Source organism: Tepidimonas ignava (assembly GCF_004342625.1).
Classification (GTDB): Bacteria; Pseudomonadota; Gammaproteobacteria; order Burkholderiales; family Burkholderiaceae_C; genus Tepidimonas; species Tepidimonas ignava.
Genome location: NZ_SMAH01000011.1, coordinates 34,080 through 50,833, shown reverse-complemented (window position 1 = coordinate 50,833; position 16,754 = coordinate 34,080). Strand labels below are relative to the sequence as shown.

The window sequence follows — 16,754 nt, the reverse complement described above, 5'->3', positions numbered from 1 at the left end:
CACACGCCCATGTCCGCGCCCAACGTCACCGCCCCTGACGACGCCGTGCTCGACGCCCTGCGTGCGGTCGTCGGCCCCGAGCATGTGCTGACCACGGCGACGCACGACCTGACCGCGTGGGAACAGGATTGGCGCCGCCGTCACCGTGGCCGTGCGCGCGCGGTGGTGCGGCCCGCCGACACCGCGCAGGTGGCCGCGGTCGTGCGCGCGTGCGCCGCGCACGGCGCGCCCATCGTGCCGCAGGGCGGCAACACGGGGCTGGTGCTGGGCGGTGTGCCCGACGCCAGCGGCACCGAGGTGGTGCTGAGCCTGCAACGCCTGCAGCGCATTCGCGCGCTGGACCGCGACAACCTGACGTTGACCGTGGAGGCCGGCTGTGTGCTGCAGGCGGCGCAGCAGGCGGCCGCCGACGCCGGCCTGTGGCTGCCGTTGAGCTTGGCCTCCGAAGGCAGTTGCACCGTCGGCGGGGTGCTGGCCACCAACGCCGGCGGCACGCAGGTACTGCGCTTTGGCAACGCGCGCGACCTGTGCTTGGGGTTGGAGGTCGTCACCGCCGACGGGCGCGTGTGGGACGGCCTGCGTGGCTTGCGCAAAGACAACACCGGCTACGACCTGCGCCACCTGTTCATCGGCAGCGAAGGCACGCTGGGCGTCATCACCGCCGCGGTGCTCAAGCTCGTGCCGCAGCCCGCAGCCCAGCTCACCGCCTGGGCCGCCGTGCCCTCGCTGGCCGCGGCGGTGGCGCTGCTGGGCGTGGCGCAGCGGCACCTGGGGCCGGGGCTGACGGGCTTCGAGGTGATGAACCGGCTGGCGCTGCAACTGGTGCGGCGCCATTTTCCCGCGCTGCCGCAACCCCTGACCGAGCAGGATGCCCCTTACGCGGTGCTGCTGGAGCTCAGCGACCCTGAGGGCGAAACCCACGCCCGCGCCCAGCTCGAGGCGAGCCTGACGCACGCGCTGCAAGAGGGTTGCGCCCTGGACGCCGTGGTGGCGTCCAGCGTGGCCCAGGCGCGCACGCTGTGGCACATCCGCGAGTGCATCCCGCTGGCGCAAGCCGAGGAGGGGCTCAACATCAAGCATGATATCAGCCTGCCGGTGTCGCGCATCCCCGCGTTTTGCGCGCAAGCCGAAGTGGAGCTGCAGCGCCACGCACCGGGCGCGCGCCTGGTCAACTTCGGCCACCTGGGCGACGGCAATTTGCATTTCAACGTGCAGTGTCCCGAAGGCGCCGACGCCGCCGCCTTTTTGCGTGCGCACGAAGCCGCCATCAACACCTTGGTGTACGACCTGGTGCGTGCCCATGGGGGCTCGATCAGCGCCGAACACGGCATCGGGCGCCTGAAAGCCGCGACGCTGCCGCGCTACCAGGACCCGGTGGCCCTGGCGCTGATGCGCGCCATCAAGCAGGCGCTGGACCCGCACCACCGGCTCAACCCGGGGCGTGTGCTGGCTGACGGGCAGGCCCCCACCGCGCCGTGACCGCCCGGCGATAATCGCACCCATGAGCACACGTCCGGTTCGCCGTCAGTACGAGGACTTCATGCGCCATGTGTTCGAGCATGGCACCCCCAAAACCGACCGTACCGGCGTGGGCACGCGCAGCGTCTTCGGCTACCAGATGCGCTTCGACCTGCGCGAAGGCTTTCCGCTGGTCACGACCAAAAAGCTGCACATCAAGTCCATCGTGTACGAGCTGCTGTGGTTTTTGCGCGGCGACAGCAACGTGCGCTGGCTGCAGCAGCACGGCGTGACCATCTGGGACGAATGGGCCGGCCCGGACGGTGAGCTGGGGCCGATCTACGGCGTGCAGTGGCGCTCGTGGCCCACGCCCGATGGTGGCCATATCGACCAGATCAGCGAGGTGCTGCGCACCCTGCGCACCAACCCCGACTCGCGCCGCATCATCGTCAGCGCCTGGAACGTGGCCGACCTGCCCAAGATGGCGCTGGCGCCGTGCCACGCGCTGTTTCAGTTTTACGTGGCCGACGGGCGCCTGTCGTGCCAGTTGTACCAACGCAGCGCCGACGTCTTTTTGGGGGTGCCCTTCAACATCGCCAGCTACGCGCTGCTGACGCACATGGTCGCGCAACAGTGCGATTTGGATGTGGGCGATTTCATTTGGACCGGCGGCGATTGCCACATCTACCACAACCACGTCGAGCAGGTGCAGCTGCAGTTGTCGCGCCAGCCCTACCCCTACCCGGAGCTGCGTCTCCGCCGGCGACCGCCCACGCTGTTCGACTACACGTTCGACGACTTCGAGTTCATCGACTACCAGCACCACCCCGCCATCAAGGCGCCGGTGGCGGTGTGACCGCAGGCCGCCATGCTGTCGCGCACCCAGGCTGTGGGGCTGGTGGCCCTGACCTTGATGTGGGGCGTCAACTGGCCGGTGATGAAGCTGTCGCTGCAGGAGCTCACGCCGCTGTATTTTCGTGCGCTGACGATGACCGGCGGTGCGCTGTGGCTGTGGGCGTTTTACCGCCTGCGCGGGGTGCGGCTGACCCCGCAGGGGCACGAGTGGCGCAGCATCGTCAAGCTGGCCCTGCCCAACATGCTGGGCTGGCACACGCTGGCCATTTTTGGCGTGGCGGCGTTGGCGTCGGGGCGCGCGGCGATCCTGGGCTTCACGATGCCGGTGTGGACGGTGCTGCTGGGCGCGCTGTTTTTTGGCCAGCCGCTGACGCGCCGCTCCAGCGTGGCGGCGCTGGCCGTGCTGTTGGCGGTGGCGCTGCTGCTGGCCGACGAATTCACCGCGATGGCGGGCCGCCCCGTGGGCGTGGCGGTGATGCTGGGGGCGGCGCTCAGTTGGGCCATCGGCACGCTGATGATGCGCCGCGCCCACCTGACGCTGCCGGTGGAGGCGCTGACCGTCTGGATGATGTTGCTGACCGCCGCCGCGCTGTGGCTGCTGGCGCTGGTGTTTGAGCCGTGGCCAAGCTGGCGCTTCAGCCCGCGCATGTGGGGCTTGCTGGCCTACGGCGTGCTGTTCAACTACGGCTTTGCGCAGATCATTTGGTTTTCGCTGGCGCGCCACCTGCCACCGGCCACCAGCGCGATGAGCGTGATGATGGTGCCGCTGATCGGCACCGCCAGCGCCACCGTCATCGCCGGCGAATGGCCGCGCTGGACCGACGGCGTGGCGGTGGTGTGCGTGATGGCCGCCATCGCCACCGTGCTGGTGCCACCGGCGGCGTGGCGCGCCGTGCTGCGGCGCTGACACCCCGGGCACGCCACGCGTCCCGACGCTGCCGCCCCTACCGCGTGGCTGCCCGCTGTCTTGGCCGACACCCGCACCTGCAGGCCCCACTCGGCGCTCGGCCACCAACCTCAGCTTCCCACTCGGTGGGAACAACCTACTGAAACTCGACGGCTAACGTCGTCGCTCAGGGGCGTACCACTTGCGGCGCGTCCTGCTGGAGCGCAGCGTTGGCCGAGACGGCCGACACCAGCGGGAAGCGCTCGGGATGCCGGATCGACTCGACAGACAGATCGATGTCGAGCTGCGGCCAATAAAGGTGTTCGGCCGTAGGCCGTTCAACATGGCAAAGCTGGTCCACGGTCGCCTGCCGGAACCAGGGAAACTCGGAAAACGGGATCAACAGCTCCTCGTCGCCCACGAGTAGCCAGAACCCGTGCTTGGAAATGTGGGTGACCTCAGCAGCCAAAGTGTTGGTACCAGGCATTTTTGATCTCCTGCAGGTGGCGGAGGATGATTTCCTCTGCGGCGGACAGCTCTTTCGGCGTCAGCCCCACATGACACGCGAGGGCAACCGAAGGCTCGAGCCAGAACTTGGCCTCGCCGTCGGGATGCGCGACGTGGACGTGCATTCTCGGCTCTTCGCGGGAAAAGAAGAAGAGCCGGAAAGGGCCTTCACGGACAACGGTTGGCGCCATGAGGTTGTTGTCGGCTATGTGGCGGACGAGGGCCCCGACCCCCTGCGAGCCCGAGACGAGGCGGAGCACGTCAAGATCGTTGTCGTCTGATGCATGCGGCCAAGCGTGTACGGTGGGCACACGCGGCCTCCAGATCGGCAAAGATGTGCGCTTGACACCCAGGCACGCGCCGGCCGCACGGTGCGCAAAGCCCTCAGGCGCGCGGCAACGTCACCCCGCGCTGCCCCTGGTACTTGCCGCCACGGTCGCGGTAGCTGGTCTCGCAGACTTCGTCACTTTCGAAAAACAGCACCTGCGCGCAGCCTTCGCCGGCGTAGATCTTGGCCGGCAGCGGCGTGGTGTTGGAAAACTCCAGCGTCACGTAGCCTTCCCACTCCGGCTCGAACGGCGTGACGTTGACGATGATGCCGCAGCGCGCGTAGGTGCTCTTGCCCAAACAAATCGTCAGCACGTTGCGCGGGATGCGGAAATACTCCACCGTGCGCGCCAGCGCGAAGCTGTTGGGCGGGATGATGCAGTGGTCGCCGTGAAAATCGACGAAGCTCTTCTCGTCGAAGTTCTTCGGGTCCACCACGGTGCTGTGGATGTTGGTGAACACCTTGAATTCGGGTGCGCAGCGGATGTCGTAGCCGTAGCTGCTGGTGCCGTAGCTGATGACCTTGCGGCCGTCGACCTCGCGGATCTGGCTCGGCTCGAACGGCTCGATCATGCCGTGCTGCTCCGCCATGCGGCGGATCCACTTGTCGCTTTTGATGGTCATGGTGTCAAGGCGCTGCGTCCAATGGCGCGATTGTACGCAGCGCCCGCGGGGCCACGCCGGCGCGGCCGGGCCCGGCACGCGTGCGGAGCCTCAACCCCGCGCCGCCGTGGTGCCCGCCTTATTGCGCCGACGGCACCTTGCCCTCGACACCCTTGACGAAGAAGTTGACCTTGTCCTTCCAGTCTTGATCGGCCTTGACACCCTTGGCCAGCACTTCCTTGCCGGTGTTGTCGACGATCGGGCCGGTGAAGACTTCGAACTCGCCGCTCTTCAAGCCCGCCTTGACCTCCTCGACCTTCTTTTTGGCCTCCTCGGGCACGACGTCGGCGATCTTGATCAGGTCGTTGAGGCCTTCCTTGACGCCCCACACGGTGCGCTTGGTCTGCCATGTGCCATCCAGCACCTCTTGCACCGCCTGGATGTAGTACGGGCCCCAGTTGACGACGGCTGAAGCCAGGTGCGCCTTCGGCCCGAAGCTGCTCATGTCGCTGTCCCAGCCAAAGGCGTATTTGCCGTTTTTCTCGGCGGTTTGCAGCACCGCGGTGGAGTCGGTGTTTTGCAGCAGCACATCCGCCCCTTGGTTGATCAGGCTTTGCGCGGCTTCGGTCTCCTTGGGCGGGTCGAACCAGGTGTTGACCCACACGACCTTGAGCTTGATGTTGGGCTTGACGCTTTGGGCCCCCAGCGCGTAGGCGTTGATGTTGCGCAGCACCTCGGGGATGGGGAACGAGCCGACGAAGCCCAGCGTGCCGGTCTTGGTCATGTGCGCGGCGATGATGCCGGCCATGTACGCGTCCTGGTAGAAGCTGGCGTCGTAGATGCGCATGTTGGGCGCGGTCTTGTAGCCGGTGGCGTGCTCGAACTTGACGTCCGGAAACTCCTGCGCGACCTTGAGCATCGGCTCCATGTAGCCGAACGAGGTGGCAAAGATGATCTTGTTGCCCTGCGCCGCCAGATCACGGATGACGCGCTCGGCGTCCGCCCCTTCCGGCACGCTTTCGACGAAGGAGGTCTGCACCTTGTCACCAAAGTGCGCCTCGACCGCCTTGCGGCCGAGGTCGTGCGCAAACGACCAGCCGGCGTCACCCACCGGCCCCACGTACACCCAAGCCGCCTTCAGGGGCTCGGGCTTGGGTGCCTCGGCCGGTGCCGCCGCCTGCGGCGCGGGCTCTTCCTTTTTGCCACAGCCCACCAGTGCGGTGGCCCCCACCAGACCCAAGGCGGCCGCAGCGGCCGTGTTCCTGAGCCAAACGCGCTTGCTCGTGTCGATCATCGTTCAAACTCCTGCCGGGGACGGCGTCGTGGTTTCGTGCGAAAAGCCGCTATTGTCCTCCAACCCCCGGTTCAGCCCCCGGGGTGGAAGGGTTTGCCCAGCGCGTGCGGCATGTGCATGCGGATCCAGCTCGGGTTGCGCGAGATCAGCACCAGCACCGCCACCGTGGCCAGGTACGGCAGCATGGTCAAAAATGGGCTCGGGATTTGCACCCCCATGCCTTGCAGGTGGAATTGCAGCATCGTCACCCCACCGAACAGGTACGCGCCAAGCAAAACCCGTGCCGGTCGCCAGGTGGCGAAGGTGGTCAACGCCAGCGCGATCCAGCCCTTGCCAGCGATCATGCCTTCGACCCACAAGGGCGTGTACACCGTGGAGACGTACGCGCCCGCCAACCCGCACAGCGCCCCGCCCACGGCCACCGCCGCCAGCCGGATGCGGCGCACCGGGTAGCCCAGCGCATGCGCCGACTCGGGGCTTTCACCGACGGCGCGCAGCACCAAACCGGTGCGCGTGCGGTCGAACAGCCACATCAGCGCCAGCGCCAACGCCACCGCGCCGTACACCAGCGCGTGGTGCCGAAACAGCGCCGGCCCCAGCAGCGGCAGATCGGCCAGCCACGGCACCTGCGGCTGCACCAGCTCCGGCAGCTTGTACTGGGTGTAGGGCTGGCCGGCAAAGGCCGAAAGCCCCGCCCCGAGCAGGCTCAGCGCCAAGCCGGTGGCGTACTGGTTGGTGTTGAGGTAGATGACCAGCCACCCCAGCAGCAGCGACAACGCCGCCCCAACCGCCATGCCGGCCACGAAGCCCAACGGGTGCACGCCCAGGTGCACCACGGTGGCAAAGCCCGCCAGTGCGCCGCACAGCATCAGCCCCTCGGCGCCCAGGTTGACCACGCCGACCTTTTCGTTGATCAGCAGCCCCAGCGCCGCCAACGCCAGCACCGTGCCGGCGTTGAGCGTGGCGGCGATCAGCAGTGCCAAAGCTTCCATCGCGCATCAACCTTTCGACCAGCGAAGTCGGTAGGTGATCAAGGTGTCGCACGCCAGCAGCGTCAGCAACAACAGCCCCTGAAACACCCCGGTGATCGACTTGGGCAGCCCCAGGCGCGACTGCGCCAACTCGCCGCCCAGGTAAAACATGCTCATCAGCACCGCCGCGCCGGTGATGCCGGCCGGGTGCAGGCGGCCGACAAACGCCACGATGATGGCGGCAAAGCCGTAGCCCACCGGCACGTGGGGCGTGAGCTGGCCCACGGGGCCGGCCACTTCGAGCGCGCCAGCCAGCCCCGCCAGCGCCCCGGTCACCCCCATGGCCAGCCACAGCGCCGCGCGCGCCGAAAAACCGGCGTAACGCGCCGCCAGCGGGGCCAGCCCGCCCACCTGCTGCGCAAACCCGGCGCGTGTGCGAAACAAAAACAGCCACACCGCCACCGTGGCCAGCAACGCCAGCACCAACCCCACGTTGACGCGCAGTCCCGGCAGCAGACGTGGCACCAACGCCGTCGCGTCGAAGCGCTGCGTTTGCGGAAAGTTGAACCCCAGCGGATCTTTCCACGGGCCATAGACCAGGTAGTTGAGCAACTGCACCGCCACGTACACCAGCATCAGGCTGACCAGGATTTCGTTGGCGTTGTAGCGGTCGCGCAGCACCGCGGTGACGCTGGCCCACGCCAGCCCGCCCAGCGCGCCAGCCAGCAGCACCAGCGGCCAGGTGGGCCAGGCCGCCCCCTGCAGCGCCAGCGCCACGCCGCTGGCGCACACCGCACCGATGACGAACTGCCCCTCGGCGCCGATGTTCCACACGTTGGAGCGAAAGCCAATCGCCAACCCCAGCGCGATCAGCATCAGCGGCGTGGCCTTGAGCAGCAGTTCGCTGAGCGCGCGCAGGTCGCGCAGCGGCTCGACGAAAAACACCCGCAGCCCCGCCAACGGATCCTTGCCCAACACCGCAAACAGCACCACGCCGATGGCCACCGTCAGCGCCAGCGCCAGCAGCGGTGACGCCCAGCGCCACCACGCCGACGGTTGGGGACGCCGCTCAAGCCGCAGCATGGTGCACCTCCTCGGCGTGCGCCAGCGGCGAGCCGGGCCACAGGCCCGACATCCACTCCCCGATCAGCTCCACCGTCGCCTCGGCCACCGGCACGCTGGGCGACAGATGCCCCTTGCACAGCACGACCAGGCGGTCGCACAGCTCGAAGAGCTCGTCCAGCTCCTCGCTGACGACCAGCACCGCGCAGCCCGCCTCCCGCAGCGCCACCAGCGCGGCGCGGATCTGCGCCGCCGCCCCGACGTCCACCCCCCAGGTGGGCTGCGACACCACCAGCACGCGCGGCTGCGCGTCGATTTCGCGTCCAACGATGAACTTTTGCAGGTTGCCGCCGGAGAGCGACTGCGCCGCCGCGTCCGGTCCGGCCGTCTTGACGCCGTAGCGCTCGATGATGCCGATGGCTTGCGCCCGCAGCGCGCCCAGGCGCAGCCAGCCGCCCCGCCCCACCGCTTCGGAGCGCGTCAGCAGCAGGTTGTGCGCCAGCCCCAGCGTCGGCACGGCGCCGCGTCCCAGGCGCTCTTCCGGCACAAAGTGCAGCCCCAGCCGGCGCCGCTGCCCCGGGTGCGCGCGCCCAATGTCGCGCCCGTCCAGCCACACGGTGCCCGGCGGCGCCGACGTATCCTCGCCCGACAGGGCCGCCAGCAGCTCGCGCTGCCCGTTGCCGGACACGCCGGCCACCCCGACGATCTCACCCGCGCGCAGCGTCAGGTCGACGCCGTGCAGGTCGGTGCCGAACTCGTGCGGGCTCTTGAGCGACAGCCCGCGCAACGCCAGCACCACCTCGCCCGCAGGGCGGCGGTGCGGCGGCAGCGGCGGCGGCTCGCTGCCGATCATCAAGCGCGACAGCTCGGCGTTGTCCACCACGCGCGGGTCCACCGTGCCGGTGACCCGCCCGGCGCGCATCACGGTGCAGGTGTCGCACAACGCGCGGATTTCGTGCAGTTTGTGGCTGATGTACAAAATGCTGCAGCCCTGCGCCGCGAGCTGGCGCAACACGCCAAACAGCCGCTGCACGGCCTGTGGCGTCAGCACCGAGGTGGGCTCGTCCAAAATCAGCAGCCGCGGCTGCGCGAGCAACGCGCGCACGATCTCGACCCGCTGGCGCTCGCCCACCGACAGCGTGTGCACCGGCCGCGCCGGGTCCACCTCCAGCCCGAACTCGCGCGCCTTGGCTTCGATGGCCGCGCTGACCTCGCGCAGCGAGGTGTCGGCCCGCAACCCGAGCCAGACGTTTTGCGCCACCGTCAGCGTCTCGAACAGGCTGAAGTGCTGAAACACCATGCCGATGCCCAGCTCGCGCGCCTGCTGCGGGCTTTTCAGGTGCACCTCGTTGCCGTCGAAGCGCATCGTGCCTTCGTCCGGCTGCACGACGCCGTAGATGATCTTCATCAGCGTGGACTTGCCCGCGCCGTTTTCACCCAGCACCGCGTGGATGCTGCCTGGCGCCACGGTGAGCGACACGTGGTCGTTGGCCAGCACGCCTGGGTAGCGCTTGGTGATGCCGTGCAGCTCGAGTCGAGGGATGGCGTCCATCGTCGCAAATCGTTCGGGGGTGGGCAGCGCGCCGCGGCGCGAGGTGCGCAATGGTAACGGGTATCAGTCGAACAGCGAACGCTGCTGCGGCAGCCCGGGGGCGGGCGCCGGCGGCCGAAAGCGGGTCACGTCCAGCGGCGTGTGCTCGCGCTGCAGCCCCAACCGGCGGCAGGCTTGCGCGAAGCGCTGGCGCAGCAGGTCGGCCCACACGCCACGCCCCGCCATGCGGGCGCCAAACGCGGCGTCGTAGTCGCGCCCACCGTGCAGCTCGCGCACCCGCGCCAGCACCCGCGCGGCGCGCTGCGGGTAGTGCGCCTGCAACCAGTCGGCAAACACGGTGCGCACCTCCCACGGCAGGCGCAGCACGGTGTAAAAGGCACGCGTCGCGCCGGCCTCGGCGGCCGCGCTCAGCACCTGCTCCAGGTCGTCGTTGAGAAACGGGATCTGCGGCGCCACGCTCACCCCCACCGGCACGCCGGCGTCGGCCAGGGCACGGATGGTGCGCAGCCTTCGCCAGGGGGCCGCCGCGCGCGGCTCCAGCCGCCGCGCCAGCGCCGCGTCCAGCGTCGTCACCGTCACGTACACCGCGCACAAGCCCTGCGCGGCCATCGGCGCGATCAGGTCCAGGTCACGCTCCACCCCGCTGCCCTTGGTGACCAGCACCCAGGGGTGCTGCGTCTCGTGCAACACCTGCAACAACGCCCGAGTCAGGCCCAGCTCGCGCTCGACCGGCTGGTACGGGTCGGTGACGCTGCCCATGGCCACCGGCGCCGGCGTGTAGCGCGGGTGCGCCAGTTCGGCGCGCAACCGTTCGGCCAAGCCTCGCTTGGCCACGATGATGGTCTCGAAGTCCAGCCCCGGCGACAGGTCCAGGTACGCGTGCGTGGGGCGCGCGTAGCAGTACGCACACCCATGCTCGCAGCCGCGGTAAGGGTTGAGCGAGCGGTCAAAGCCGATGTCGGGCGAGTCGTTGTAGCTCAGGGCGCTGCGCGCGTCTTCCCAGCGCAGCTCGGTGCGTGGAGGTGGCCGCGGGGCCGCGTCGTCGTCGCTGGGCCAGCCGTCGTCGAACGGCTCGCGCACCTCGTGGGCGTAGCGGTGGGCCAGCCGCTGGCCGCTGCCACGGCCTTTGGGCGGGGGATGGGCGGCCGCCGCCATCGTCACACCTCGGGGCTGACCGCCACGCTGGGCTGCGGCTGGCCCGCCACCGTGTGGCAGCGACGAAACGGCGGCAAGCTGTTCAAAATGACCCGACCGTACCCGGTGGCGCTCAGCCGCGGGTCGTAGCACACGATGCGGGCGTGGTCGGCCTCGGTGCGGATGGCCCGCCCCACCCACTGCTTGAGCCGCAGCGCGGTGGCTGGCACCACAAGTTCGATGAACGGGTCGCGGCCGCTGGCGCGCAACCATTCGGCGCGCGCCTCGCCCACCGGATCGTCAGGCGGCGCAAAAGGCAGCTTGGTGATGAACAGCTCGGCGCACAGGTCGCCGGGCAAATCCAGCCCCTCGCCAAACGACTGCAAGCCCAGGATGATGGAAGCCTCGCCCGCCGCGACGCGCTCGCGGTGCTGCCGCAACAGCTGCGGGCGCGGCCGCTCGCCCTGCACCAGCGTGCGCGCGCGCAGCGTCGGGGGCAGCGCCGCCGCCACCCGCTGCAGGTGCGCGCGCGACGTGAACAGCACCAGCGCGCCGCGCCGCACCGCGGGCAAGTCCCGCAGCAGCGCGTGTTGCACCGCCTCCTGGTACGCCGCCAAGTCGCGCGGATCGGCCGCCACCCCCGCCAGCACCAGTTCGCCCTGGCGGGCGTGGTCAAACGGGCTGTCCACGGTCTGGGCGGCGACGTCGGGCTCGTCCGCCAGGCCAACCTCGTTGAGGTAAAAGTCGAACCGCCCGCCGCTGGTGAGCGTGGCGGAGGTCAGCACCGCGGCGCGCACCTGCCCCCACAACCGCGTCCGCAGCAGCGCGCCCGGCAACATGGGGCTGGCGTGCGCCAGCACGCGCACGGTGCCGTCGCCGCCATGGGGCGGGTACAGCGTGAACCATTTGGCCAGCGGCGCCTGCCCCGCCGCAGGCTCGTGCAGCAGCCAGCGCACGGTGTCGCTGGCCGCCTCCAACCGCGGCGCCAGGGTGCCCAACTGGGTGTACAGCGCGGCCAGACGGTGCGCCTCGTCGGGCTGCTGGCGCATGGCGTCGCGCAGCGTCTGCCCCAGCGCCCGCACCGCCGCCAGCAGCGTGCCGGCCGCCGCATCCGCCTGGGCCAGGGGGCCATCCCACCCTTCAGGCAAACGGCCATGGGGCAAGCGCACCCGCAGCGGTTCGTCCGCCCCGCGCAACCGCTCGCCCCACGCCTGCACGCACAGCCGCGCCACGTCCTGCAACGCCGCGCGCAACTGCGCAGCGGCCTGGGGCACGTCGGCAACGGCGTCGCATTCAACCTCCTGCGCCACGCGCAGCGCCCGGCTGGCCAACCGGTCCACCCAGGCCAGCCGCGTCAGACCGGTGCGGCAGCCAAACTGCTCCAGCGCGGTGGTCGGCAGGTGGTGCGCCTCGTCCAGCACCAGCAGGCATTGGTCCAGTTCGGGCAACTGGCGCGTGCCCAGCGTGGCCAGCAGCAGGTCGTGGTTGACGACGATGACGTGGGCGCCGACAAGGGCTTTGCGCCGCTCGAAGTACACGCACGCCCCGTACTGCGGGCAGTGGCGCGCGCTGCACGACGCCGCGTCCGCCGCCACCGCGGCCCACCAGCGTGGCTCGGGCGGTTGCGCCAGGCTGTCGAGCTCGCCGTCCCACTGCCCGTGCGCCAGCTCGGCGGCGCGCGCGTGCAGCCACGCACGCCGCGCCTGCTGCGACGCCGCGTCGGTGGGTTGCAGCGGCAGCTCGTCGTCGTGCCCCTCGTCGGCGGCCGCAGGGTCGCTCAGCCACTGCTCGAGCTTGAGCCGGCAGACATACCGCCCACGGCCTTTGGCCAACGCCCAGCGCACGTCCCATGGCAGGCGCGCGGCCAGCGTCGGCAGGTCGTGGTGCACGAGCTGTTCTTGCAGCGCCACGGTGGCTGTGGACACGACGACCCGCGTGCCGCGCTGCAGCGCCAGCGCGATGGCCGGCGTCAGGTACGCCAGCGATTTGCCCACACCGGTGCCAGCCTCGATCACGGCGATGCGGCGCTCGGGCGTTTGGCCCGGGGCCAGCTTGCCCAATGTCCCTTGCGCCAGTGTGGTGGCCACGCGCTCGGCCATCGCCCGCTGCCCGGCGCGCGGGCGCAGGGTGGACGTCTCGGCGATCAGCCGGTCGAACGCCGCCAACGCCTCGTGGGCCAGATCCTCGGTGTTGCGCATGAACCGCAGTTTGACACACCGTTGCACCGCCGATGTCACTTCAGCTTCATAATCGCTGTTTACATCATCGCGTAAGTCGATGAATGCATTGCTTCAGGGAGCCTGCGAACCTTCGGAGCCACTCGCCCTCATGAGCCCAGCCCCTGCCGCGACCCCAGCCGCCGCACCGTCCCCGGTGGAGCGGCTCGAACGCGCGCTGCAAGCGTTGACGGCGTATGCGGTGCCGCTGATGCTGGCCGCGCTGACGCTGCTGGCGGTGTGGCGCTGGCCGCAGGACCTGGACGATGGCAAAAGCGCGCCGGCGCTGCCGCTGCGCACGATGTTCGCCGATGAGGCACGCGACGCCGCCAGTGTGCTGCCCGCTCTGCGCGGCCTGCCGCCGGCGCCGGCACGCGACACCCGGCTGTCGGAGCAGCCGCTGTGGGTGTTGATCGACACACCGCCCGAGCTGCGCGACCGCCCCGGTCATGTGCTGGACTTTCCCTCCCGCCACGCCACCTCGATGCAATGCTGGGACGCCGCCACGCTGCAGCCGTTGGGGGCCGTCGACCGCATGCGCGGCCCGGTGGCGTCGGGCGCGCTGCGGCCTTCGCGCGCGGGGTTCGTGCTGGAGCTGCCCGCCTGGCCCGAGGCCGTCGTCTGCCAAACGCGCTTCACCGGCCCGGGACGGTTGACCGTGCATGCGCTGCCCGCCGCCGCCGTCGAGCAGGCCGAACGGCGCTTTCACCGCAACGCCGGCTGGCTCGATGGCGGGCTGTTGATGCTGGCCGTGTTCACGTTGGTGGCCGGCCTCATCAACCGCGAACGCAACTACCTGATTTTTGCCGCGTGGCTGGTCATCAACCAGCGCATGGCGGCGTTGTCGGCCGGCTGGGACTACCAGTGGCTTGGCTACCTGGTGCCGACCGATTGGCTGGTGCCGCTGCGGCGCCTCACGTTGGCGCTGTATTCCACGGCCACCGTCGTGCTGTTTCGCTACCTGTTCGAGGCCGACCTGGTGCGCGTGGGCCTGCTGCGTCCGGTGCGCTGGGTGCTGGTGGCCTGCGTGCCGGTGCTGCTGGCAGCGCTGGTGTTGCCGTACCGTTGGTTCCTGCCCATCATCTGGAGCGCCACCGGGTTGGGGGTGTTGGTGCTGGGCTACGCGCTGCTGATGATGCTGGTGCGCACACGCTCCCGGGTGGCCATGTGGTACGCCGCGGCGATGGGCATCGCGTTGGCCGCCAGCGTGTACGAGGTGATCGCGGCTGCGGCGGGGCTCAAGGGGTTGCTGGCGTCGTTCAACAGCGTCACCGCGGCGCTGGCGTCCAGCCTGCTGGCCTCGCTGGCCATTGCCGAGCAATTTCGGCTCGAGCACGAGCAGCGCCTGGCCCTGCAGGCGGAACTGCAGCACACGTTCGACTTCATTCCGATTGGCCTGTTCACGCTGGACGCGCAGGGGCGCTTTTTGAGCGCCAACCCCGCCATGCACACGCTGCTGCAACGCCCGCTGGAGCTGGAAGGGCAGCGCTGGGACGCGATTTTTCCGGCGGCGGATTGGACCAAGCTCAGCGGCGGCGCCGAGCCCGGACAGACGGTCGAGTTCGAAACCGGGCTGGCCGGGGCCGACGGTGGCGGTCAGCGCTTTTTGGTGCGCGCCGCACGTGCGGGCGACACCATCGAGGGCACGCTGCAAGACATCACCGACCGCGTGCGGGCGCACGAGCATCTGCAGTTCCTGGCCGACCACGACCCGCTGACCAAGGTGCTCAACCGGCGCGGCGTCGAAGCCTGCCTGAGCCGCGGCCTGCAGCGGCTGCGCCGCGGCAAGCCACTGGCGGTGGCTTACCTGGACCTGGACCGCTTCAAGCTCATCAACGACCTGTACGGTCACCCGGCCGGGGACGCCGTGCTGCAACAGGTGTGCGAGCGGGTGCAAGCGCCGCTGGCGTCGCACATGTACCTGGGCCGCGTCGGCGGCGATGAGTTTTTGATCGTCATGCTCGACACGGCGCTGCACCGCGCCGAAACGGTGTGCCGCGACATCCTGCTGCGGCTGGGCAGCGAGCCGTACAGCGTTGGCGACCGCGCGTTCCAGGTGCGCGGCTCCATCGGCCTGATCGAAGTCACCCCCGGCAGCACCGTCAAGGACGTGCTGGCCACGGCCGACCGGGCCTGCCGCGAGGCCAAGCGCAACCCTGCAGCCGGGCTCGTGGTCTATGAGCACGGCGCGCGCGTGTTCCAGGAACACGAAGCGGAGATGCAGCTCGTGCAGCGCCTGGCCGATGGCCACGAGATCGAAGGGCTGTTCCTGGAAATGCAGCCGGTGGTGTCGCTGCGCCACCCGCACCAATCGCTCAACTTCGAAGTGCTGCTGCGCATGGCGGACGAACATGGCAGCCGCGTGCCGACCGAGCGCATCATCCGCGCCGCCGAACACGCCGGCCGCATGAGCACCATCGACCGCTGGGTGCTGTCCAGCACCCTGCGCTGGCTGGACGAACACCGCGACGAGCTGCCCGCCAGCCAGTTTGTGTGCGTCAACTTCAGCGGCGCCTCGCTCAACGACGAGCGCTTCATCCACGACGTCTACACGCTGCTGCAGCAGCACGCGCAGGTGGCGCCGCGCCTGTGCCTGGAAATCACCGAAAGCGTGGCGCTGCACGACATCGGCAACACGCGGCGCTTCATCGACCGTGTGCGCAGCTATGGCGCGCGCGTGGCGCTGGACGACTTTGGCGCCGGCTACACGTCGTTTTCGTACCTCAAGGATCTGCCGGCCGACATCCTCAAGATCGACGGCAGCTTCATCGTCAACATGACGCGTCACCCGGCCAACGTGGCCATCGTCGAGGCGATCGTGAGCCTGGCGCAGAACCTCGGCATGAAAACCATCGCCGAGTGGGCCGAGGACTACGACACCGTCGAGACGCTGGCCGAGATCGGCGTGGACTACGTGCAAGGCTGGGCGTTGTCGCGCCCCGTGCCCCCGCAGCGCATCCTGAGCGCGCGCAGCGGCGCCGACTTCATCACGGATGAGCGCATCCGCGTCTACCTCGACACCCGCCCGGTCGACGACGAGCTGGCCGAAGTCGACTGGGTGCTGGGTCAGCCGACCGTGCCGCCGTCGCCAGCATCGAGCTCGATGTCCGGGTGATCGGTGTTGAACCAGAAGTCGTACAGCGGGTGACCGGCGCCTTCGAAGCGCGCCGTGGCGATGTCGCAGTACATCACGCGGTGCGGCAGCCCAAACACGTGCTCCAGCGGCACGAACCCCTTGGCCGGATCGACATCCCGGAACATCAGGCGCGCGTACTGCCGGTCCAGCGGCGAGCGCGCCGTCACCAGCACGTAGCGCACGCCTGCGCGCTCGCACCAGTAGTAGGCGGCCTTCAGCATCACGGTCTTGACCAACCGGCTGTCGGCGCGCTGCGTCACCGCCAGCCGCGTCACCTCGGCGCAGCGTGCGTCGGCCATCCAAGCGGGCAGCCCGAACGACTGCTGCAACGCCAGCGGCCGGTGCTCGTTGGTTTGGATGCGCAGCGTGCCCAGCAATTCGCCATCGGCGCGGGATTCGGCCATCAGCACCGCCACGCCCGGCGCCAGGTCCAACGGATCGACCTGCAGCAGCCCTTGCGTCAGCGAGGCCGGCAAGTGGCGCGCGTAAGCGTCGTAGCGCAGTTGCGCCACGCGGCGTAAATCGGCCTGGCTGCGCGCCACGCGGATCCGGAAAGGCAACCGCTCGCGGCGCATCGCGATATCGTGCTCGGCATGCCACGCGGGCGCCGGCACGGCGTACCAACCGGCGCGCGGCACGATGGCGTGTTCGTGGGACGTCTGCGCTTGCATGGTGGGCTCCTCCAGTGGAACAGCGACGGTTTCACTGTAGGCAAGCCCGCACGGCGCTGGAGTCGGCAGTGCGCTGTTTGCG

General features: G+C 69.5%; 14 protein-coding genes. 4 read left to right on the top strand and 10 right to left on the bottom strand.

All coding sequences use genetic code 11. The features are described from left to right. Positions 1 to 9: 9 nt before the first annotated feature. Genes EDC36_RS09290 through EDC36_RS09280 form a run of 3 tightly spaced genes read left to right on the top strand, consistent with a single transcriptional unit; the run spans position 10 to position 3,220 of the window. Positions 10 to 1,479, top strand: coding sequence for an FAD-binding oxidoreductase (locus tag EDC36_RS09290; RefSeq protein ID WP_132962982.1), 1,470 nt, complete (start codon positions 10 to 12; stop codon positions 1,477 to 1,479). Positions 1,480 to 1,501: 22 nt separating this feature from the next. Then, a complete protein-coding gene (locus tag EDC36_RS09285) occupies positions 1,502 to 2,314 on the top strand; it encodes a thymidylate synthase (RefSeq protein ID WP_132962981.1) in 813 nt (270 codons plus the stop codon). Positions 2,315 to 2,326: 12 nt separating this feature from the next. Continuing rightward, entirely contained in the window at positions 2,327 to 3,220 is an 894-nt protein-coding gene (locus EDC36_RS09280; protein WP_132962980.1) for a DMT family transporter, read from the top strand. A 166-nt stretch (positions 3,221 to 3,386) separates the two neighbouring features. On the opposite strand, the gene EDC36_RS09275 is transcribed toward EDC36_RS09280, so the two are convergent. From EDC36_RS09275 to dinG, 9 genes are all read right to left on the bottom strand, one after another. Next, entirely contained in the window at positions 3,387 to 3,686 is a 300-nt protein-coding gene (locus tag EDC36_RS09275; RefSeq protein ID WP_132962979.1) for a DUF2442 domain-containing protein, read from the bottom strand. Beyond that, a complete protein-coding gene (locus EDC36_RS09270) occupies positions 3,658 to 3,966 on the bottom strand; it encodes a DUF4160 domain-containing protein (protein ID WP_207895070.1) in 309 nt (102 codons plus the stop codon). The genes EDC36_RS09275 and EDC36_RS09270 overlap by 29 nt, the downstream gene beginning before the upstream one ends. Positions 3,967 to 4,090: 124 nt before the next feature. Beyond that, a complete protein-coding gene (gene dcd, locus EDC36_RS09265) occupies positions 4,091 to 4,657 on the bottom strand; it encodes a dCTP deaminase (protein ID WP_132962978.1) in 567 nt (188 codons plus the stop codon). Positions 4,658 to 4,775: 118 nt separating this feature from the next. Then, positions 4,776 to 5,930, bottom strand: coding sequence for a BMP family ABC transporter substrate-binding protein (locus tag EDC36_RS09260; RefSeq protein ID WP_132962977.1), 1,155 nt, complete (start codon positions 5,928 to 5,930; stop codon positions 4,776 to 4,778). A gap of 71 nt (positions 5,931 to 6,001) precedes the next feature. Next, on the bottom strand, positions 6,002 to 6,922 hold the full coding sequence (locus EDC36_RS09255) for an ABC transporter permease (protein WP_132962976.1): 921 nt from the start codon (positions 6,920 to 6,922) through the stop codon (positions 6,002 to 6,004). 6 nt (positions 6,923 to 6,928) lie between these two features. Further along, positions 6,929 to 7,984: an ABC transporter permease gene (locus EDC36_RS09250; protein WP_132962975.1), complete on the bottom strand. Its 1,056-nt coding sequence runs from the start codon at positions 7,982 to 7,984 to the stop codon at positions 6,929 to 6,931. Continuing rightward, positions 7,971 to 9,515, bottom strand: a complete 1,545-nt coding sequence (locus EDC36_RS09245; RefSeq protein WP_132962974.1) for an ABC transporter ATP-binding protein — start codon at positions 9,513 to 9,515, stop codon at positions 7,971 to 7,973. Before EDC36_RS09245 ends, EDC36_RS09250 begins: the two co-directional genes overlap by 14 nt. A 63-nt stretch (positions 9,516 to 9,578) precedes the next feature. Then, positions 9,579 to 10,670, bottom strand: coding sequence for a PA0069 family radical SAM protein (locus tag EDC36_RS09240; protein WP_132962973.1), 1,092 nt, complete (start codon positions 10,668 to 10,670; stop codon positions 9,579 to 9,581). A 2-nt stretch (positions 10,671 to 10,672) separates the two neighbouring features. Beyond that, positions 10,673 to 12,847, bottom strand: a complete 2,175-nt coding sequence (gene dinG / locus EDC36_RS09235) for an ATP-dependent DNA helicase DinG (protein WP_132962972.1) — start codon at positions 12,845 to 12,847, stop codon at positions 10,673 to 10,675. Positions 12,848 to 12,977: 130 nt separating this feature from the next. Between dinG and EDC36_RS09230 the strand changes: the two genes are divergently transcribed. After that, the gene (locus tag EDC36_RS09230) at positions 12,978 to 15,980 is read left to right on the top strand and encodes an EAL domain-containing protein (protein ID WP_165902845.1); all 3,003 of its coding nucleotides are present in this window, start codon (positions 12,978 to 12,980) and stop codon (positions 15,978 to 15,980) included. Here EDC36_RS09230 and EDC36_RS09225 read toward each other — a convergent pair. Continuing rightward, on the bottom strand, positions 15,932 to 16,672 hold the full coding sequence (locus EDC36_RS09225; RefSeq protein ID WP_132962970.1) for an N-acyl amino acid synthase FeeM domain-containing protein: 741 nt from the start codon (positions 16,670 to 16,672) through the stop codon (positions 15,932 to 15,934). The genes EDC36_RS09230 and EDC36_RS09225 overlap by 49 nt on opposite strands. Positions 16,673 to 16,754 lie beyond the last annotated feature (82 nt).